24 protein-coding genes and 1 pseudogene are annotated in these 18,150 nt (G+C 43.0%); 8 read left to right on the top strand and 17 right to left on the bottom strand.

All coding sequences use genetic code 11. The features are described 5' to 3' along the window. Positions 1 to 51: 51 nt before the first annotated feature. From B3M90_RS09265 to B3M90_RS09240, 6 genes are all read right to left on the bottom strand, one after another. Positions 52 to 1,044: a LacI family DNA-binding transcriptional regulator gene (locus tag B3M90_RS09265; RefSeq protein WP_290783670.1), complete on the bottom strand. Its 993-nt coding sequence runs from the start codon at positions 1,042 to 1,044 to the stop codon at positions 52 to 54. A 281-nt stretch (positions 1,045 to 1,325) separates the two neighbouring features. Then, positions 1,326 to 1,748, bottom strand: coding sequence for a cytidine deaminase (locus B3M90_RS09260; protein WP_290783668.1), 423 nt, complete (start codon positions 1,746 to 1,748; stop codon positions 1,326 to 1,328). A 10-nt stretch (positions 1,749 to 1,758) separates the two neighbouring features. Further along, positions 1,759 to 2,529, bottom strand: a complete 771-nt coding sequence (locus B3M90_RS09255) for an ABC transporter permease (protein WP_290783665.1) — start codon at positions 2,527 to 2,529, stop codon at positions 1,759 to 1,761. Continuing rightward, positions 2,526 to 3,227 (bottom strand): ABC transporter ATP-binding protein, encoded by a 702-nt coding sequence (locus tag B3M90_RS09250; RefSeq protein ID WP_290783662.1) that lies wholly within the window; start codon positions 3,225 to 3,227, stop codon positions 2,526 to 2,528. Before B3M90_RS09250 ends, B3M90_RS09255 begins: the two co-directional genes overlap by 4 nt. A 96-nt stretch (positions 3,228 to 3,323) precedes the next feature. Then, positions 3,324 to 3,764: an NUDIX domain-containing protein gene (locus tag B3M90_RS09245; protein ID WP_290783659.1), complete on the bottom strand. Its 441-nt coding sequence runs from the start codon at positions 3,762 to 3,764 to the stop codon at positions 3,324 to 3,326. Between the two features lie 39 nt (positions 3,765 to 3,803). Beyond that, positions 3,804 to 5,429, bottom strand: a complete 1,626-nt coding sequence (locus B3M90_RS09240) for a M3 family metallopeptidase (protein WP_290783656.1) — start codon at positions 5,427 to 5,429, stop codon at positions 3,804 to 3,806. Between the two features lie 159 nt (positions 5,430 to 5,588). Between B3M90_RS09240 and B3M90_RS09235 the strand changes: the two genes are divergently transcribed. After that, entirely contained in the window at positions 5,589 to 5,795 is a 207-nt protein-coding gene (locus B3M90_RS09235; protein WP_035407684.1) for a helix-turn-helix transcriptional regulator, read from the top strand. Beyond that, on the top strand, positions 5,792 to 6,490 hold the full coding sequence (locus tag B3M90_RS09230) for a DUF3169 family protein (RefSeq protein WP_035407681.1): 699 nt from the start codon (positions 5,792 to 5,794) through the stop codon (positions 6,488 to 6,490). Before B3M90_RS09235 ends, B3M90_RS09230 begins: the two co-directional genes overlap by 4 nt. Before the next feature lie 44 nt (positions 6,491 to 6,534). Here the strand turns inward: B3M90_RS09230 and B3M90_RS09225 are convergent, their stop codons facing one another. Beyond that, positions 6,535 to 6,690, bottom strand: coding sequence for a hypothetical protein (locus B3M90_RS09225; protein WP_155960145.1), 156 nt, complete (start codon positions 6,688 to 6,690; stop codon positions 6,535 to 6,537). Positions 6,691 to 6,782: 92 nt separating this feature from the next. Between B3M90_RS09225 and B3M90_RS09220 the strand changes: the two genes are divergently transcribed. Both B3M90_RS09220 and B3M90_RS09215 read left to right on the top strand, forming a co-directional pair. Further along, the gene (locus B3M90_RS09220; protein WP_035407678.1) at positions 6,783 to 6,965 is read left to right on the top strand and encodes a hypothetical protein; all 183 of its coding nucleotides are present in this window, start codon (positions 6,783 to 6,785) and stop codon (positions 6,963 to 6,965) included. A 5-nt stretch (positions 6,966 to 6,970) separates the two neighbouring features. Beyond that, positions 6,971 to 7,834 carry an NAD-dependent epimerase/dehydratase family protein gene (locus B3M90_RS09215; RefSeq protein WP_290783652.1) on the top strand — a complete coding sequence of 288 codons (864 nt, stop codon included), beginning with the start codon at positions 6,971 to 6,973 and terminating at the stop codon, positions 7,832 to 7,834. Between the two features lie 48 nt (positions 7,835 to 7,882). On the opposite strand, the gene B3M90_RS09210 is transcribed toward B3M90_RS09215, so the two are convergent. Next, positions 7,883 to 8,881 carry a phosphotransferase gene (locus tag B3M90_RS09210; protein WP_290783649.1) on the bottom strand — a complete coding sequence of 333 codons (999 nt, stop codon included), beginning with the start codon at positions 8,879 to 8,881 and terminating at the stop codon, positions 7,883 to 7,885. Between the two features lie 77 nt (positions 8,882 to 8,958). Between B3M90_RS09210 and B3M90_RS09205 the strand changes: the two genes are divergently transcribed. Both B3M90_RS09205 and B3M90_RS09200 read left to right on the top strand, forming a co-directional pair. Continuing rightward, on the top strand, positions 8,959 to 9,360 hold the full coding sequence (locus B3M90_RS09205; RefSeq protein ID WP_290758764.1) for a VOC family protein: 402 nt from the start codon (positions 8,959 to 8,961) through the stop codon (positions 9,358 to 9,360). Between the two features lie 9 nt (positions 9,361 to 9,369). Next, complete coding sequence (locus B3M90_RS09200) at positions 9,370 to 9,693, top strand: YnfA family protein (RefSeq protein WP_373951056.1); 324 nt, start codon at positions 9,370 to 9,372, stop codon at positions 9,691 to 9,693. Positions 9,694 to 9,789: 96 nt separating this feature from the next. On the opposite strand, the gene B3M90_RS09195 is transcribed toward B3M90_RS09200, so the two are convergent. The 8 genes from B3M90_RS09195 to B3M90_RS14545 all read right to left on the bottom strand — a co-directional run bounded on the left by B3M90_RS09195 (position 9,790) and on the right by B3M90_RS14545 (position 16,092). Beyond that, a complete protein-coding gene (locus tag B3M90_RS09195; RefSeq protein ID WP_290783643.1) occupies positions 9,790 to 11,241 on the bottom strand; it encodes a 6-phospho-beta-glucosidase in 1,452 nt (483 codons plus the stop codon). A 14-nt stretch (positions 11,242 to 11,255) separates the two neighbouring features. Continuing rightward, entirely contained in the window at positions 11,256 to 13,094 is a 1,839-nt protein-coding gene (locus tag B3M90_RS09190; RefSeq protein ID WP_290783640.1) for a beta-glucoside-specific PTS transporter subunit IIABC, read from the bottom strand. 166 nt (positions 13,095 to 13,260) lie between these two features. Next, positions 13,261 to 14,103 (bottom strand): BglG family transcription antiterminator LicT, encoded by an 843-nt coding sequence (licT, locus tag B3M90_RS09185; protein WP_290773905.1) that lies wholly within the window; start codon positions 14,101 to 14,103, stop codon positions 13,261 to 13,263. Between the two features lie 176 nt (positions 14,104 to 14,279). Continuing rightward, entirely contained in the window at positions 14,280 to 14,633 is a 354-nt protein-coding gene (locus tag B3M90_RS09180; RefSeq protein ID WP_052019007.1) for a hypothetical protein, read from the bottom strand. After that, positions 14,630 to 14,845: a helix-turn-helix transcriptional regulator gene (locus tag B3M90_RS09175; RefSeq protein ID WP_290758774.1), complete on the bottom strand. Its 216-nt coding sequence runs from the start codon at positions 14,843 to 14,845 to the stop codon at positions 14,630 to 14,632. The genes B3M90_RS09180 and B3M90_RS09175 overlap by 4 nt, the downstream gene beginning before the upstream one ends. A gap of 63 nt (positions 14,846 to 14,908) precedes the next feature. Next, positions 14,909 to 15,358 (bottom strand): GNAT family N-acetyltransferase, encoded by a 450-nt coding sequence (locus tag B3M90_RS09170; RefSeq protein ID WP_290783637.1) that lies wholly within the window; start codon positions 15,356 to 15,358, stop codon positions 14,909 to 14,911. Next, entirely contained in the window at positions 15,352 to 15,723 is a 372-nt protein-coding gene (locus B3M90_RS09165; RefSeq protein ID WP_290783634.1) for a DUF3147 family protein, read from the bottom strand. The genes B3M90_RS09170 and B3M90_RS09165 overlap by 7 nt, the downstream gene beginning before the upstream one ends. 147 nt (positions 15,724 to 15,870) lie before the next feature. Continuing rightward, positions 15,871 to 16,092 carry a winged helix-turn-helix transcriptional regulator gene (locus tag B3M90_RS14545; RefSeq protein WP_414655228.1) on the bottom strand — a complete coding sequence of 74 codons (222 nt, stop codon included), beginning with the start codon at positions 16,090 to 16,092 and terminating at the stop codon, positions 15,871 to 15,873. Positions 16,093 to 16,182: 90 nt separating this feature from the next. On the opposite strand from B3M90_RS14545, the gene B3M90_RS09160 reads away from it, so the two are divergent. Next, complete coding sequence (locus B3M90_RS09160; RefSeq protein ID WP_290783631.1) at positions 16,183 to 16,539, top strand: hypothetical protein; 357 nt, start codon at positions 16,183 to 16,185, stop codon at positions 16,537 to 16,539. A gap of 12 nt (positions 16,540 to 16,551) precedes the next feature. After that, positions 16,552 to 17,319, top strand: a complete 768-nt coding sequence (locus B3M90_RS09155) for a nucleotidyltransferase domain-containing protein (RefSeq protein ID WP_290783628.1) — start codon at positions 16,552 to 16,554, stop codon at positions 17,317 to 17,319. Here B3M90_RS09155 and B3M90_RS09150 read toward each other — a convergent pair. Beyond that, positions 17,308 to 18,019 (bottom strand): annotated as a pseudogene (locus tag B3M90_RS09150) (SAM-dependent methyltransferase). The gene B3M90_RS09155 and the pseudogene B3M90_RS09150 overlap by 12 nt on opposite strands. Positions 18,020 to 18,150 lie beyond the last annotated feature (131 nt).

Raw genomic sequence — 18,150 nt, 5'->3', positions numbered from 1 at the left:
TAACACTCTAAGAAGATTTAGTAAATAATTTTAGTAAAAAATTTACTAAAATTAAATGGTGCTTTTTCTCATAATTAACTCAGAACCTATATACAATGTTTTTACTACTTTTCGTTTTTCAATGATTTGTTCAAGTAATAAGTGAATCGCATTTTTACAAATTTCTTCAATATCGATATTGAAGGTCGTCAAGGGAGGCGAAACATATTTCGCGATACTCGTATTGTTCACACTGATCAGGCTGACGCGGTTCGGGACATCAATTTGTTTTTCATGAAGTGCTTGCAGACAGCCGACGGCGATTGGATCTGCCGCTACAAAAAAAGCGGTTGGCATCTTTTCACTAAGGCGTTCAATCGCTTGACTCATTAAAAAATAGCCATTATCAACTGAAAAACCATGATGACAAAAAATAAATGTCTCATTTAGCATTCCTTCTTGCTGCATATACTTACGAAAAGCACGTTCCCGCCCATCCATTTCTTCTACATTTGTATCAGCATTCTGAAAAGTTCCACCGATAAATCCAATTTCTTTATGTCCCTGCTGCTTCAGTACTTCAATTGTCTTTCGTGTGATTTGGTCAAGGTCTGGACGCACCGAATCATAGTGTTCAGCATCTGGTGTCGAATCAATGAAGACTCCATTAGTCGTCAACTCTCTTAAATATTCCAGTTCTCGATCCATAAAAGAACCCACTGCAATAAATCCCTCGATGTTTAGCGGAATCTTTTCAATCCCATCCGCTACTTTGTAGGTCGTTAACTCCATGTTATTCTCCCTAGCCAATCTCTCGATCGCAATTCGCATCGTGTGAAAATAAATATCTTCAAGCTCCTCTTTATCTGTCAACCAATACAAAAAAGCAATATTTTTAACGAGTGATTTCATCGTCTTTTTTTTGTAACCAAGCTCTTCAGCCACCTCAAATATCCGCGTACGCGTCTCATCACCAACCGATAAACTTAAATCATTATTTAATACTCGTGAAACTGTCGAAATGGAACAGCCTACTTTTTTAGCAATATCTTTAATCGTCGCCAAATGATAACACTCCTTATAAATTTAGATTTAAGTAAAATTTTTAAGTAAAACTACAGATTTTTTATTTTATAATTATACCTTTCTTTTTTTATATTACTTCATAATTCATAAAAAGAGGAAGGAAATCATAACGAGAAGAAAAGAATGCATTACTGGTGTTGAGCTTTTTTCAATCACAAAACTAAGTGTTCTACAAAAAAAAACGAAGAAACTACACATCTCAGAAGATGATAGTTCCTTCGTTTCTTTTTAAATCAACGAATTTTATTCCATTCTTATAATCACGAACGAACATATTTAAGTGGAATTAAGTCTGCAATCCGCACTTTCGTCAACTGATCGTCGATCGTCAAGAGGACAAATGCGTCCGGTGCATAGTCGGAAATCAATTCGCGACACATGCCGCACGGACTGACGACACGAATCGTTCGGTCCGCCTCGTCCGAATAGGGGTGTCGAACGGCGACGATCGTCTCAAAATCTGTCAATCCATCCGTGATGGCGGAACCGATCGTGATGGCTTCTGCGCAAACTGTTACCCGCCCGATATAGGCTTCGACATGAACACCCGTTTTCGTCGCGCCATCTTTTGTCCGCAACGCAGCTGCGACGTGATGTTTATCGGCAGCGTAACGGCTTTGAATCGTTTCGGTTGCTAGTTCGACCAGTTGCAGGTCGACTTCTGTAATCGGATAAGTCTGCATAACGAGCTCCTTACGTGTCTTTTTTCTTATACGTTAATCCAATGAATTGTGCTTTTTCATTGAATAGTCGACGGTAGGATAGAAAACCAACGAGGACCGATGCCATCGCCGCCGTCGTCAAGATCAGGAATAGAATCAATAGTTGATAAAGGACCGCTTCCATTGGATCCGCGCCACCGATGATCAATCCACTCATCATCCCTGGCAGTTGGACGAGCCCCATCGTTTTTTGCGCTTCAATCGTTGGAATCATACTTGTACGAATTGCGCCTTTTAAGCTCGTATCAATCGCTGTCTTCGCATCTCCACCAAGTGAAAGAATTAGTTCGATGACCTCGTCGCTTCGTTCGACCTCGTCCTTGAACTTATTGAGAAACAATAAGGACAAGATCATACAGTTTCCGATGACCATCCCGCTGATTGGAATGACTTGCTGGGCTTCGAACGGAATGATTCGTAACCCGAGCAAAATGCCCATCGTCAATGCTTCGACCGCAATCAGTGTGAACAAGATGATCCACTGGATCCCGGGAATCCCGTCCCCTTTACGGATGACGTTCAGTGTCGCTGCACCAATCATCAACAGAATCATCAGTAACATGAAGACCGGACTGCCGCTTTCAAAGACGAACGTCAGAATATAACCGATGATCAACAGCTGTACAATCGATCGAACGGTTGCGATGAGGATGTCCTTCTCTAGACCAAGCCGTAACGTCCGCGCTAAAACGAGAGGAATCAGAATGAAGATGAGCGATGTCGCCAGTTGAAGGTAACTCATATCGATTCCCCCTTCAAGAACGCTTGCGTCTCTGCTTGACCACTTGAAGCAAGCTCTTTAAAAGCACCAGACTCAATCAATCGCCCGTCCTTTAAAAACCAGACGTCGTCGCTGACCCGCTTGGCTTGCTCTAAGTCATGCGTAATCCAAATGATCGTCGTCTGTAACTTCTGCTGTAAATCAAGAATCAGCTTTTCAATCTCCTGTACCATCCGGTAATCGAGACTTGCCGTGATTTCGTCAAGCAACAGGACGTCCGGTCGATTGACAAGTGTCCGTGCGATTCCAAGTCGACTTCGTTCACCACCCGACAAATCTTTGACCGGTCGCTCAAGTTCGACGGATAGGTCGACTTGTTGTAGCAAACGTTCCGCTTCTTCGCGCGGTAACGATTCCCCGAAGATCGATTTCGGCAAATTGATATTATCGTAGACAGTACCCGGAATCATCGGCGCGCTTTGGAACGCCATCCCGATCCGTTTGCGGACATCGAGCAGATTCATCTGCTCAAGTGGTTCGCCTCGAAAACGAATTTCGCCGCGATCGGGAGAAATCAGTCCATTGATATGTTTCAATGTCGTCGATTTCCCGACACCACTCGGTCCGACGAGCGTCGTAATGACACCCTCACGGAACTCACCCGTTATTTCGTGTAAGATGTGTTGATAGCTGACTTCGTAAAACGTAAGAATTGACATACCGTGTGTTCACCTGACTTTCTACAAGTTTCGGGTAATGCTCCTGTAGTGTTGTACCCGAAAATTCATCACGTTAGTACGTCAAGCGACACTTCCTTACGCGTGGATGATTTCTCCCGCAAAGTCATACGGTACCGTTCGACCAGCAAAAAGCGATTCCTTTGATGTTTCTGGAAGATTGAGATGTTTGAACGCTTCTTCACGGTCCATCCAGACGAGTCCGGAAATTTCTTCTGGAACATTCGTCTTTAATTTACCGGAGGTGATTTCTCCCGCGAAGAAGAAAAAGAGACAATGTTCCCCCGCTTGCGGGAAGAATGCTTCCGCCACATGAACGATATCCCCTGGTATGATTGTAAATCCTGTCTCTTCCAGAACTTCACGCGTGATTGCTGTATGTAACGTTTCGTCGAGCTCGACTGTCCCACCGGGCAATGTATAGTAGTCACCGTGATTGCCACGGTTCTCGACCATCAATAATCGATCGCCAGCTGCATTGAATAATGTCGCATAAACGATATTTTTTCGTGTGTTCATGTTCATCCTCCTATCGTTTTGTACATCTGTCGCTCCAGATTAAGGCTTTTTCTTTTTAACATCTACATCGTCTGATTGCTCCAATTCTCTTGTCCAAACTTCGATGTGACCTTCTAAGAATATCAGCAGCTCTCTCATTTCCACATCACTTGGTAAGAATGACACACCCGCTCTCGCATAAACGTCTTGAATCGAATGGGTTTGACTAAGCGATAAAGCTGCAAGGAAGTCCTTTATCGTTTGGTCAGGGTCTCTCGTAAAACGGTGATACAACTGAAGAGCAGCAAGCTGCGCTATCGCATATTCAATGTAATAAAATGGCGTCTCAAAAAGATGAATGACATTCATCCATTCGAGTCCTTTCCAATCAGGCGTTTCCGACCAATCGATGACATCCGTATCATACGTCTCTCGTAGACGAGCAAAAGAAGCTTGTCGTTCTTCCGGCAGATGGTCCGGGTGAGCATAAAGCCATGACTGGAAACGATCAACGATGATTGTTTGTGGCAAAAACTCCACTATGGAACGAATCTGTTCGAGTTTCGCTCGGGCAACGTCTTTTCGATCTGGAATCACTTGGTGCCACCCGTTCATCGTCAAAAGCTCGAGCGACATGGCGGCGAATTCGCCTACTTCGAGCGGAATCGGTTGAAGTCCATCATACGTCTCTTTCATCGCATCATGATGGACGGCATGCCCCATCTCGTGCATGAAGATGACGAGATCATCGAATGTCTGCATGCGATTCATGAACAAGAACGATTGTCGTTCGACGGGTAAATACTCGCAAAACCCACCACCAGCTTTATTTGGCCTGGTCCCGATATCGAGATGATTCGCTTGGCGCATCTCTTTTAGGAGATCAGTAAAAGACGGATGAACATTCTCGAGGATCGCTTGTGCCTTGTCTAAGAATGAAGCGTCAGAACCGGTTACGTGATGATCAATCTGCGTATAGGCTGATTGCCGGACGTCCCACGGATGAAGCGCCTGTTTGCCAAGAAACGTTTGTTGCTCGAGCTGAAATTGCTGTTTAACCGGTCGGAAATAAGTTTGAACGATGCTGGCGTAATGATTGACATCCTTGCTTGAATAATCGATACGACCAAGCTCCGAAAAAGCCAATTCTTCGTAACCCGCCTGATGGCTTGCAGAAGCACGCACTTGTCGCAAGTCGACAAGTTGCGAAAATAATCGTTGAATGACGGATTCATTCGTCCGGAACGCTTCTTCAATCGATAAGAATGCTTGTTTCCGTGTCGGCTCATCTGCATCAAATAAGGCGGCATAGAGATCAGAAACCGCTTCTCCTGATTGTGTCAGCATCGTTGCCTCAATCCGAAGATACTCTTGGATGAGACGCGCTTCCTCTTCCGTTACACTCGTCGCTCTGAGTGACTGTTTCCAGAGTGCTCGCGTTCGGAGTGGGACATCGTCGCGAGAGATAAGATTCATTTTTACCGAACGTCTTAACGTATCGAGTTTGTCTGATAGCTGCTGACGTCCTTGTTCGTATGTATTACTTGCGTCCGAGTCTGTCACGTCTTGGAGATAGGTGATTTTTTGTTTGAGTAGTGTCTCTTCGATTTGTAGAACCGAAGCGATTCGGCACGCAACATCCTCATCATGATAAAAAACATCGTTTACAGATGACTGAGATTTCATCGATGTGTTTCACATCTCCTTTCGACTTATTCTAGTATACAATTTATCCCATCGATATGATTGATTTACATATTAATGACCATCATATTATCTTTTTTGACTATTATCGTTGTCAAAAAGACTATGATAAGTTACATTATATAGGAGGTGAATCCCTATATGAAATCCCGCTTAAAAGAATTACGTGCTCGTCACGGATGGAATCAGTCTGAACTGGCGCGGCGTGCAAACATTTCACGCCAGACAATCAGCTTAATCGAGCGTGAAGAATTCATGCCTTCGCTATTGATTGCTGTCAAAATTTCTCGTGTGTTTGATACGCCGTTAGAAGAAATTTTTTATTTCGATGAGGAGGAATTAATATGAAAAAAGAAGCAATCAAAGTCATCATCGCAGCACTGCTCGGTTTCATTAGTAGCTATATCGTTATGTCTGTCTTCAAACATACCAGCTTGTCAAAGTTTGAACTATCGCTCTATCTTAATTACATATTCACTGGTCTTTTCGTTATCTTGACGGTTCTTACCCTCAGTTATATCGTGCGCTATTTGCAAATTCGTCAATTGACTCGACGTCCTGTTTCTTCAGACGACGAGGATGCGATTGACGGTCAAGTGAATCGATACTATGCGGATGGCATGATGATGGTTCAGGTTTCTACTCTTCTCAGCATCGGTCTCGCATCTTTTAGCATCATCGAAAATCATTTCGGACTTCATTTATTACTAAGTGGTCTCTTTTTCATCATCAGTAGTTTTGCATCCTATTATTATCTTAATCTTATGCGTCACATCTACCCAAACCGTGATTTCCCAAAGTACTCGGAAACAAACTATGTCAAAAAGCTATTTGCCGCCTCAGATGACGGAGAACGACACGTCATGTTAGAAGGTCTCATTCGTTCACAATCTTCGTTGCAACTCCTATTGATGGGTGTCATCGTCGTATTGGTCATTTATTCGTATGAAACCGGACAGTCTCAGATCTTCGCAATCAGTTTATTGATTATCGCCTTGATTTGGAGCAACGCGAAATATTTCCTTTATGTACGCAATCGCTAAAAAGGAGCATACAGTCAATCGACCGGATGCTCCTTGACATGCCTTCAAAAATCACGATGATTTTGCTGCTGATGGACGTCGTGCTGGTTCAGCGTATACTCCTGACCATCGAGCGAACGATGCTTCGACTGACTGCGCGCTGAAATGAACCAGACGACTCCACCGACGGCGAGAAAAATAGCAATGAAGATCATAGACACCTTTCTTTAGATTCTTTTTTTACTTTATTCTTCCAACATCCTTAATTTTCCTTTACGATAAGGTAGAAGATAAAAATATAGGGAGCGATAGGATGTTTGGTAAAGAACCGACATGCATTCATTGTGGCAAAACGATCGAAGGAAACGAAAAGGTTTATATCCAGATGCGTTATCCAAAACATCGCGGGATGACGGAAGTAAAAGCTTACTTAAAAAGCGAAGGTCGTTTCATTTGTGAGAAATGTTTCGCTGAAAAGACGGAGTCAAAGGAGTAAGCATCATGAACTTAAACGAGAGTACGATTTTGATTACAGGGATGACCGGGACGCTTGGCTCACGTGTCGCGCAACGTTTTCTTAAAGAAGCGTGTGAAGTTCGAGGACTCTATCGTTCTCAGGAACAGGCGGATCACTATTCAACAAATGACGTTATTCCAATCATCGGTGAGCTCGGTAATCCGGCTTCGCTTCTTGCAGCACTTCAAGGCGTCGATCTCTTGATCCACTGTGCTGCCTACCTTGGGGATGACCCCGACTTAGCGGAAGAAGCAAACGTCACAGGTGTGAAACATCTCGCCGATGCTGCAACAAATGCTTGTGTCAAGCGCATCATACACATCTCGACGACTTCCGTTTACGGAGAAGTCGTAAGTGGACATTTTTCGGAAACGTCACCGCTCCTAAAGTCAGAGCACGTCTACATTCATACAAAGCAGTTATCGGAACGCCTGTTACAGGAATATACACCCGATTCCGATTTAATCATCCTCCGACCTGGTTCTATTTGTGCCGAGGAACAATCCTACTGGGGGGATCGACAAGTCGAGCGGATGAAAGTGGCAGATCTCATTACTTGGGTACACCCGGAAGACGTCGTTCCGTGGATCCATGCGGATAACCTAGTCGAGATGATTGTCCTTGCTGCAACAAATGCGCAAGATGGGGACATCTTTAATGCGATTGATGTTAATCTGCCAGAAACAGATTTCCGCATGAAATTGATTGAAGCAAGTGGTAAACCATTTAAAGTGCCAGATCGTTCAGCGGAACAAGCGACATTTTCGAATGACCGGATCAAGCAACTCGGGTATGTTCCGTTTCGTACTCCTGAATCAACCGTTGAACTTCTAGTCAAGTCGTTTTAATAACGAAAGAGGCATCGAATCGAATGATTCAGTGCCTCTTTCTTATGATCATCTTGCTATTATCCACTTAATCCAGAGATTCCGATCGTGAACCTGTAGTTCTTTTATCGTCAAAAGAACCTGTTCTGTCCCGAGCATCCGTTCCGCTTCAGGAACACTGCGTTTCCCGAGTGAACGATCCAGATTAAACTTCAGCCAATCCAACTTTCCTTGGACACTGATATCGATGACATGAAGCCAGTCGACATCAGGCAAACGTTGATTTATCGTATAACCAGCAAGAACTGCGTTAAATCGATCACGATCAAACGTATCGTCTTTACGTTTTGACCAATAACAGGCGGTTTCAAATACGTCGACGGCTCGATGAATCAATCCTGCAGACTCCCAGTCGATCAAGACCGGACCATTCGTTGTCCAGAGAACATTTTTCGGATCAAGATCACGATGGCTGACGATCCAGTCTTCAGGTAGTTGCAGTTTTGCTTCCAGTGCTAATCGTTCCAGTCGTTGCAGTTGTTCCTGCTCTTCGACTAGCAACTGTAGCCAGTCTGATTGCTGTCGCTTTCCTTCTTCTAGGTAATCGTTCCAATCGATTGGCATACTGGAGGTATCCGGCTGTGAAAAACCAGTCGTCGCCACGGAAAGACCATGTAACCTTCCTAGTTGAACTCCGATTTGTCGTGCATGTGCCGGTCGAATTTGATCGGCTGATAACGTCTCGCCATCGACCCAATCAAACAAAAGGAAATCAGAACCATTAATCGTCTGTACCACTTGATCGTTGACGCGACGTGCTGGTAATGCTGCTAAGTAAAGAGATGCTTGCATCGCAACGTCTTCTGACATTTTAAAGTTGTTTCGTGCTTCAGAGCGTCGCATGATTTCCGGATTCAATCGTTTTAAGACATAGAATCCTGTTGTTGTCTGTAGTCGCCACGACTCATGCAGAAGACCACCCGTCAATCGGACAGGTTCGCTGATCGTTTGCCCTAACGAAAAACGTTCACACATCAAATTTATGGCATGTTGCATCGTATTCTCCATTTCTATTACTCCAACTGATTCGCGAAATGCTACACTAGTTCTGCATGATTTCATTGAACACGAAGGAAGGTTTTAGTATGAAACAAATTCATCACATCTGCATTCAGACGACAGATTACGTCGCATCCAAACAATTTTATGAACAGCTCGGGTTCACGCTCGTTCAGGAATCGCCTGGTTTTCATGATCGCGACTTTAACAGCTGGTTACGACTCGGTGATTTCTATATCGAGTTACAGACACCCAAATCCGGTCAACCGTTCACCGATTACACGAAACAAGCAGCGGGTCCTGTTCATTTCGCCCTCTATGTTGACGACTTGCAAGAGGAAGTAACACGACTGGAACAACTCGGGATGCCTTTTTTACCAAAACACGGTGGCAACATCTATTTCGTCGTCGATGGACATCTGAGTAAATTAAAAGCACCGGAAGGAACGATCATCGAATTGCGTGATACGTTTGCGATCGAGGGTTGAATCGTGATCATGTCGGCTTTCATTTTCTTTATTGCTGGTTTAAGTGAGATTGGTGGCGGATATCTGATTTGGCTATGGCTAAGAGAGGGACGACCTTCGTACTTCGGTCTGATTGGTGGATTGATCCTGATTTTATATGGCATCATTGCTACGTTTCAGCAATTTCCAACATTCAGTCGCGTCTATGCAGCTTATGGTGGTGTATTCATCGTCATGTCCGTATTTTGGGGCTGGATCGTAGATCGTAAATCACCAGATACCTATGACATAATTGGTACCTTAATCTGTTTAATCGGTGTCAGCGTCATGCTGTTTGCTCCACGCCACGGTTAAAGTAACATAACTTCTTACTACATATCATTAATAATAGCTAAATAGCTAACGACGCGTATCTTAGAAGTACTCAGGTACACATCGTTAGCTATACTTTTATTTAATTTTAATATGTTTTTGATCTTCTATACAGGCACCATTAGATGCAATTACTTTTTTATACCAATCAAAGGACGCCTTCTTCCGTCTACTATTCGTTCCGCTACCATCATCATGACGATCTACATAAATATAGCCATACCGTTTTGCATATTCACCGGAAGACGCACTGACGAGATCGATACATCCCCAACTCGTATAACCGATGAGTTCTACTCCGTCTTGTATCGATTCGTACATTGCTCGAATATGATCTGTTAAATAAGAAATCCGATAGTCATCTTGAATGTTTCCTTCTCCATCCAATTCATCAAATGCACCTAAGCCATTTTCGACGATGAATAAGGGAAGTTGATAACGGTCGTATAGCTGATTTGCCGTTAGACGGAGTCCTTTCGGATCAATCGTCCATCCCCATTCTGATTGATTCAAATATGGATTTTTGACAGTCGGGAACACATTCCCCGCCGTCATTTTATCCAGTATTTCCGGATCAGTACTGATACAGCGACTCGAATAATAGCTAAAACCAATAAAGTCCACTGTGTGGTTGCGTAATAGTTCAATATCACCTGGTTCCATCTGAATTTCAATACCAGCCTCTTTCAATTGTCTTAATGCATAACCCGGATAGGCACCGCGAGCTTGTACATCAATGAAGAAGAAATTCTCACGATCACGTTCCATTGCTTTTTCGACGTCATCTGGATTACAGGTATAAGGATACGTCATGGCTGCTGCCAACATACACCCTACTTGAAGATTCGGATTGATCGTATGAGCAATTTCCACGGCACGCGCACTCGCTACCAATTGATGATGTGCCGCTTGATACTGAATCTGTTGTCGATTCTCTCCTTCTGCGAATACTAATCCAGCTCCCATGTAAGGAAGATGGAACAACATATTTATTTCATTGAAAGTCATCCAATAACGTACTTTCGAATGATAACGGGATACGATCGCCTCAACATATCGTTCGAAGAATGTGACCATTTTTCGATTACGCCAACTTCCATAATGCTCTACTAAATGAACGGGTACATCAAAGTGTGCCATTGTAACGACTGGCTCAATTCCATATTTTAATAATTCATCGAACACCTCATCGTAAAACTTCAATCCTTGTTCATTTGGTTGTTCTTCATCACCCTTTGGGAAGATACGTGCCCATGAAATCGATAAACGAAGCGCTTTAAAACCCATTTCAGCGAATAGAGCGATATCCTCCTTATAACGATGATAAAAATCAATCGCCTCATGGGATGGATAAATTAATTCTGGAAGGGGCTCATAATGCGATAATTCTCCCTTCATAACGGCTCTTCGAGTTGAACCACTAGGAATTAAATCAACGGAAGATAATCCTTTCCCATCGGATAAATAGGCACCTTCTGCTTGATTGGCCGCAATAGCGCCACCCCATAAAAAGTTTTTTGGAAATTGCATCGTCTCATCCTTTCTTATGCAAAAGCAGGTTTATTGTATTCACTTACTGAAATTTGATCTTGATCAATCGTAATGTGTCGTTCTTCTGATAAATTCGTGAAAATCACAGGTGTGATGATGTCATATCCTTCCGCTTGAATCGATTCAATATCAAAAGTGATTAATACATCTCCTGGTTCGATTTTCTGGTCTTGTGCGACGTGTAATTCAAAGTGAGTTCCATCTAAGCGTACCGTATCAATCCCAACATGAATGAGGATTTCCATCCCATTCTCTGATCGAATACCAATCGCATGCTTGCTTGCAAATATAGCAGTTACTTGACCTGATACTGGGGCGATTACTTTTCCTTCAGTTGGAACGACTGCGAAACCTTGTCCCATCGCTCCACTCGCAAATACACTATCAGAAACCTTTTCGAGAGAAACGATTTGACCTGAAACTGGGCTTGGAATCGTCATATCTGTTGATGCACGAACATTTTTTTCTGCTTCTTTTTCAATCGGATCATCTTCAAATCCAAGGATGTATGTTAAGACCATCGATAAAAAGAATGAGACACCGACACCAATTAACAACCCGTAAAATGCTGTCATACTATCGCCAATGAAGACGGGTAACGTCAATAATCCCGGAGGACCAGAAGCTACTGCTACACTTCCAAAATGCCCTACGATCCCTCCCCCCACTGCTGCACTAATGACAGCCGCAATGAAAGGACGCTTTAAGCGTAAAGTGACTCCATATACGGCAGGTTCTGTAATACCGAATAACGCGGTAATTCCCGTAGAACCTGCTAATGTTTTTAACTTTTTATTTTTTGAACGAAGCATGACACCGAATGATGCTCCTGCCTGTGCAAAAATTGCTGGAGCTGTTGCCGGTTTGATGTAATCATATCCTTTAGTGGCAATGTTATTGATGAAAATCGGAACGACTCCCCAGTGAATACCGAAAATGACGAGGACTTGCCATACACCAGCAATGAACGCCCCTGCTAAAATTGGGTTAAATGCTAATACCTTTAGAATGAAGGCAGCAATCAAGTCGCCTGACGTGACACCGATTGGTCCAAACACGATTAACGTTAATGGAACGATTGTAATGAGAGCAATCAAAGGTGTAACAAAATTTTTAACACTCTCATGGACATGTCGATTGAAGAATTTTTCAACATAACTCATAACCCAAACGGCAAGAATGATTGGAATGACCGTAGATGTATATGACATCATCGTCACGGGTATACCGAAGAATGTCGTCGTGACTGCATCCGTCTTCAGTTGAATGATTGTTGGATAGATTAAAGCACCCGCTACTGTCATGGCAACAAATTGATTGGCACCAAACTTCCGCGCTGATGTAACCGCTAACAAAATAGGTAAAAAGTAAAAGAGACTATCCGCTGTAGCATTTAAGATGATATACGTTGTTTCAGTAGGAATTAACCAACCTGCATTCGTCGCAATCGCAAGTAAACCCTTTAAGATACCAGCTCCCGCCATGACACCAAGCAATGGCGTAAAGATACTTGAAATAATATCGATTGCTCGACCAAAAATGTTTCCTTTTTCATTTGTCTTACTAGTTTCTGTCGACTCCTCCATCAGCTTTGTTTGTTTTCCAATTGCTTGATATACCTCAGGTACTGTATTTCCGACAACGACCTGAAACTGCCCTCCGCTCTCTTTTACAGCAATGACACCTTCTAGTTTTTCAAGTTTTAATTTATCAGCCTTTGCTTTGTCTTTAAGTACGAAACGTAGTCGAGTCGCGCAATGAACAAGTGAACTAACGTTTTGTTCGCCTCCGACAGATTCAATGATTTCTTTTGCTAATTGATCGTATTTCATAAGACACCTCCATAGTTGATAGACACAAAAAGAAACCTAGATGAGAACAAGTAACGTATTTCATGAAAATACGTCTTGTTTCACCTAGGTTTCGCCTGCTTGACCAGTAACAATCCCAATAAATATATATTTAATAAATAAATAATAACATTTTTACTTTTATATGTCAACTACTCTTTTTTTCTTTAATTAATCTTGTGATATGAACCGTTAGGTATAATTTTTCTTCATCCGTCAACCGATAATCATATTTTGTCTGAATAAAGGAAGAAATTTTTTCAGTACAAATATAGGACTTGGGATATTGCATTTTCACTAGATCAAAAAGCGCACTCTCATCTCCTTCATATTCGGTTCGCGTCACGAGTCGTTGTGCAAAAAATTTGAGATGAGTAACAAAACGATGATAGGCGAGAGTATTCTCATCCCACTCCAGTGCAAAGTGGTATTTTACGAGATTCAATACTTCTTGAATGACTTTTGTCATTGAAACGATATTCGGCATCTCTTCGTTTAATTCAGCATTCACGATATGAAGTGCAATATAGGCTGCTTCGTCTTCAGGTAATTTAATATTGAATTTTTCTTCAACCAATTTAAGCGCTTGCAAACCTACATTAAACTCATCTTGGTATAAACGCTTAATCTCCCAAAGCAATACATTTTTGATTTCTAAACCTTTTTCATGACGTTCTAATGCAAAATGCAAATGGTCGGCAAGAGCGATGTAGACAAGTTCATTGAGTTTTTTTCCAAGCGTCAATTTAGCAATCGTTACGATATCATCAGTCAAGACGATGATTTCTTCAGGAATTTCTTGAAGTAATAATTTAAATCGTTCATGATTACCTGCATCATCGAGATAAAAGACTTTTTCTACATCTGAGGCTAATATCGTCTGTCCTGAATTCCGCTTAAATCCGATTCCCTTCCCCATGACGACTCGCTCACGCCCTACTTCGTCAAATACACTAATAACATTGTTGTTGAAAATTTGGTGAATGATCATCGGTGACCTCCTTTCAAATCAGGAAAAATAGAAAAACCCAAATCAAACGTCACTCATGGTTTCAGTGATCGCTGATTTGGGTTTCGCCTGCTTGACCAGTAACAATCCCTATTCCATTACATTCTATACCATTGTTGATAACGGTTACAAGTATCATTTTATAAACATTCATTTCTTCACATCTTTCGATTCACGTACAGCAGTATAAGTGGAAAGAATAAGACTTGTCCTCCTAATGCTAGCAACAGAGCAAATTGAATGTCTTGAAGGATTGATAAATTGACGAGAACTAAAATCAAAAAAAGATATCCGATACTTACGAGATAAGCGATATGTCCACTACGGATTTTAATCGTTCCTTGACGCTCATCATACGGTTCCGTTGGCGAGAATACCGTTCCTGTGATACGTGACGTGACACCTGCTAAAACGAGGATGATTCCGAGTGTTTTAGCCGCAGGATCCGTCATTGTTAAGTACAGACCTACTCCTATTAAAAAAATATCTAGTAACACATTGACTCGCATCATTCCGCTCCCTCCTCGTTCGTTCGACTCGGTGTAAAAATATCTTCGATTCGCCGCTCAAACAAATCAGCCAGTGCAAAAGCGAGGTCAAGTGACGGATTATACCGCTCTTTTTCGATGGAAATGACCGTCTGACGCGATACGTTCAATCGTTTTGCCAGTTCGCCTTGCGACCAACCTCGTCCCTCGCGCATCTTCTTGACCTGATTTTTCATAGTTCCACCTCACTTATTCCACTATATATAAATAACGCACCACCTGTCAAGTTTCCTTTACACCTACTTCAAACGCTCCCACATGATATACCGATCGTCGCTCCCAATCTGAATCAATTCCGCTTTTTCAAGCACCCTGATCGATGCTTGATTCGTCAAATCCGTCTTTGCGAGTACAGCCTTCACTTCGGTTTGGTCGAACACCCAATCAATCAAGGCTCGGACGGCTTCCGTCGCAAAACCTCGATTGAGAAACGCTGGTAACAAACCATAACCGATTTCGACTGTTTGTCGCGAGTCTGGTTTCCCTTTGAATCCAATATCTCCGACTACCTGCCCGTCTTTTGTCATGACGTGCCAACTTCCCCAGTACAGCATCAATGGATCTGACGCGAGTAACGTCAAGTGATGCTGTACTTCAGGTCCGTTCTCGTATTGCTGTTGTTGTAAACGCGTTACGTCTGTCGCTGTGCATGGATAAATCGTCAATCGTTCTGTTTGAAGGGTTACCATCGCTTTCTCTCCTTTTCCGTTACGTCTGCCACCACTGTTGTAGATAACGTTGAACATACCAACAGACGATAAAAAAAACTCGTTGCACTAACAATACTGTAAAACACTGGAATCCCTAAGCGAATGAGCCAATACAAGACAGCTAGCAATAAAAATGTCGCCGGTAACCCGAGTAACACACTCTTTAAAAATGTACTAAGCTCGGTCCGTTCACTTCCTTGTTTGACGAGCCAGGCAAAGCTGATCAGACTAACGACCGGCAACGCGGACAATACGCCACCTAGTGACGGTGAACGACGGGCAACTTCCGTGACGAGACCGATGACCACTGTGCTTGACAATACCTTAACGAGAAAAGCAATCATCTGCAGCCTCCCGCAATAATCGAAACGCCTGTTCAATCGTCTGTTGGTCTGTTTTTGACATCGTAGCAAGCACTCGATTCAACCGTTCAGGATCAAGTTCTGTGTGACGCCGAACGATGGTATCTCCATCGTTTGTTAAATCGATCGTTACTTGACGTTGATCTTCCGGATTCCGTTTTTTTCGAAATAACCTAATTTCTCCAACTTTTTGACGTGCTCGGACGTCGTATTATGTGAGAGGCGAAATGCCTCGGCAATCTCCTTGATCGTCGGATTCGTCGCAAATTGAATTTGTTGGAGAATACGTACACTCTGGTGAGATAGGTTTTCTTTGAACCGTGACTGTAGTCGGTTGTAAATTTTTTTCAAAATCAGATGAAATCATGATGCTCCCCCTTATATCGCATAACCCGAATATATCGAAATTACGATATATAACTAGAAAAAGAGGTGTGTTTCATGAAAAAAGTTTTAGCTACTACAATGTTAATTGTTCTTTGTCTCAGTGGATGCCAGGAAGAGACGACGATTACAACGACAGACCTCATCGCGGCTGAAGCCATCGAACAAAATCAAGATGTGATCCGCTTAAATGACCGTGTTTATCGACTCGATCAATTAGTAACTGTCTCGGATCTCTCCTTAACACCTGGTCCACGTATCAAAAAAATGCGATCCGAAACGATACTCAAGGACGGCATGGCGAATCGACTTAAGAGCGGTACGGTCATCTATCAAGAAAAAGATGATACGATGTTTTTATATGTGCAGCGAAACAAGACCTGGTATCGCTATCAATCAATTCCTGAAGGATGAGGAGGAAAACAGATGCAGTATCCAACGACATTTGGCACGAAAAATGGCTACATCCACAATCCAACTTCCGCTGAAGCAATTCCTGTCCGTTATCGTACCGTGATTCGCGACGTCGTCGCCTATGTACAAACCTTATCCGCGTTTCATGGCGTGTACTTGTATGGCAGCGTTGCAAAAGGAACGGCTCGTCCCTTTGAATCCGATCTCGATTTTACACTGATTTTGACAGAACCGTTGACGGAAGAAGAACACATGCAGTTAGATGAACGGACAGAACATTGGCTGACGAACTATCCATTTGTCACCAAAATCGATTATGACATCGGTCTGCTTGGCGACGTCATACGGGATGACGAAGCACTTCGCTGGGGCGTCTGGTTGAAGTCCGTCAACTTATTTTTGGCAGGCGAAAATCTCCAAAGTCGATTTCTGTTCCTTCGTCCGACACGCGCTCTTGGTTTCGCGTTAAACGGTGGGTTATGCGAACAGTTGAAAACGGATTTATTTCTCCTAGAAACATGTCAGATCACTCTGCTTGATTCGGATTCAATCGTGAAACGGATTGTTCGGAGCGCCTATCACCTCATCTTAGAGAAAGATCAAAGCTTCGTGCATGACCTAGAGACACTCCGACCGATCCTGTTTCATTATTTTCCTGACGAACCGCGCTTTTTGTCATTGTTCGCCGCATACGATACACACCAAATCGTCTCGCTAGAGGATATCCACTACTTTCTAGACTGGTTTACGTCTCGAATGCCGGACGAATCAATCCTTTAATCGAAACAGACCAGTCCACAGTCCAGCCTGACCAAATAATGCCTCTGGATTGTCGACGGGTTTCATTTCTGTTAGTTCGATGACGTTGAATGCATCGAATATGGAGAGTAATCGCTCTTTCGTATAGCCAAGTCCACCTTGGAGACTATTTTCCTGACAGACTTCCCAGTCCGTCAACGTCGATCCGCCAAGCGGTCCGCTCGCAATAAAACAGGTCAGCCCAAAATATCCTCCTGGTCGTAGCATCTCTTTCAGTCGCGTCACGTAGGTCAAACGTTGATGTGGCGCCATATGGTGAAAACAGCCTGAATCGTAAATGAAATCATATGTATTCTGTTCTGTCGTCTCTAGAAAATCTTGCTTTCGAAACGCAACATGCGCTCTAGTCTGTTGTGCTTGTTCCGTTGCCCATTCTAACGCGGTTGCTGAAAGATCCAGTCCAGTCACTGAGAAATCGTGTGTTGCGAGATAGATCGCATTTCGCCCCGGTCCTGTACCGAGATCGAGTGTGTCTCCCGGCGAGATCCAACCCTGTTCGACGTAGCGAACTAAGTTCTCGTCCGGAATGTTCTAAAAAAAACAGGACCGGTTTCGACCGATTTTCATAGAACTTGTCCCAAAACGGTTCTGGTTCACGCAATCGTGCGTCGAGCATCTTTAAAATATCCTCCATCGTATCAATCGTCTGTGTTTCTGTCATTGATTATTTCCCCCTCTTTTCTTCTATAATATTGTATTCGTTTTCCCTCCCTGATTCCCCTGTATTTCCTGGATGAGAATGCGCTATTTTTCTTACCTTACGATATTGTTAGTATGTTCGCGAAATCGCTC

The organism is Exiguobacterium sp. UBA6309 (assembly GCF_002439205.1).
Lineage (GTDB): Bacteria > Bacillota > Bacilli > Exiguobacteriales > Exiguobacteriaceae > Exiguobacterium_A.
This window is presented reverse-complemented; position numbering and strand designations above follow the sequence as displayed.

What these genes read in the sequence shown, in the direction of transcription:
- B3M90_RS09240 (WP_290783656.1), bottom strand. Translation starts at nt 5,429, where the DNA reads ATGAAATCTCAGTCATCTGTAAACGATGTTTTTTATCATGATGAGGAT.
- B3M90_RS09250 (WP_290783662.1), bottom strand. Translation starts at nt 3,227, where the DNA reads ATGTCAATTCTTACGTTTTACGAAGTCAGCTATCAACACATCTTACAC.
- B3M90_RS09180 (WP_052019007.1), bottom strand. Translation starts at nt 14,633, where the DNA reads ATGATGCGAGTCAATGTGTTACTAGATATTTTTTTAATAGGAGTAGGT.
- B3M90_RS09190 (WP_290783640.1), bottom strand. Translation starts at nt 13,094, where the DNA reads ATGAAATACGATCAATTAGCAAAAGAAATCATTGAATCTGTCGGAGGC.
- B3M90_RS09245 (WP_290783659.1), bottom strand. Translation starts at nt 3,764, where the DNA reads ATGAACACACGAAAAAATATCGTTTATGCGACATTATTCAATGCAGCT.
- licT (WP_290773905.1), bottom strand. Translation starts at nt 14,103, where the DNA reads ATGATCATTCACCAAATTTTCAACAACAATGTTATTAGTGTATTTGAC.
- B3M90_RS09260 (WP_290783668.1), bottom strand. Translation starts at nt 1,748, where the DNA reads ATGCAGACTTATCCGATTACAGAAGTCGACCTGCAACTGGTCGAACTA.
- B3M90_RS09175 (WP_290758774.1), bottom strand. Translation starts at nt 14,845, where the DNA reads ATGAAAAATCAGGTCAAGAAGATGCGCGAGGGACGAGGTTGGTCGCAA.
- B3M90_RS09170 (WP_290783637.1), bottom strand. Translation starts at nt 15,358, where the DNA reads ATGGTAACCCTTCAAACAGAACGATTGACGATTTATCCATGCACAGCG.
- B3M90_RS09220 (WP_035407678.1), top strand. Translation starts at nt 6,783, where the DNA reads ATGTTTGGTAAAGAACCGACATGCATTCATTGTGGCAAAACGATCGAA.
- B3M90_RS09200 (WP_373951056.1), top strand. Translation starts at nt 9,370, where the DNA reads ATGTCGGCTTTCATTTTCTTTATTGCTGGTTTAAGTGAGATTGGTGGC.
- B3M90_RS09255 (WP_290783665.1), bottom strand. Translation starts at nt 2,529, where the DNA reads ATGAGTTACCTTCAACTGGCGACATCGCTCATCTTCATTCTGATTCCT.
- B3M90_RS09235 (WP_035407684.1), top strand. Translation starts at nt 5,589, where the DNA reads ATGAAATCCCGCTTAAAAGAATTACGTGCTCGTCACGGATGGAATCAG.
- B3M90_RS09160 (WP_290783631.1), top strand. Translation starts at nt 16,183, where the DNA reads ATGAAAAAAGTTTTAGCTACTACAATGTTAATTGTTCTTTGTCTCAGT.
- B3M90_RS09215 (WP_290783652.1), top strand. Translation starts at nt 6,971, where the DNA reads ATGAACTTAAACGAGAGTACGATTTTGATTACAGGGATGACCGGGACG.
- B3M90_RS09210 (WP_290783649.1), bottom strand. Translation starts at nt 8,881, where the DNA reads ATGGAGAATACGATGCAACATGCCATAAATTTGATGTGTGAACGTTTT.
- B3M90_RS09165 (WP_290783634.1), bottom strand. Translation starts at nt 15,723, where the DNA reads ATGATTGCTTTTCTCGTTAAGGTATTGTCAAGCACAGTGGTCATCGGT.
- B3M90_RS09205 (WP_290758764.1), top strand. Translation starts at nt 8,959, where the DNA reads ATGAAACAAATTCATCACATCTGCATTCAGACGACAGATTACGTCGCA.
- B3M90_RS09155 (WP_290783628.1), top strand. Translation starts at nt 16,552, where the DNA reads ATGCAGTATCCAACGACATTTGGCACGAAAAATGGCTACATCCACAAT.
- B3M90_RS09230 (WP_035407681.1), top strand. Translation starts at nt 5,792, where the DNA reads ATGAAAAAAGAAGCAATCAAAGTCATCATCGCAGCACTGCTCGGTTTC.
- B3M90_RS09195 (WP_290783643.1), bottom strand. Translation starts at nt 11,241, where the DNA reads ATGCAATTTCCAAAAAACTTTTTATGGGGTGGCGCTATTGCGGCCAAT.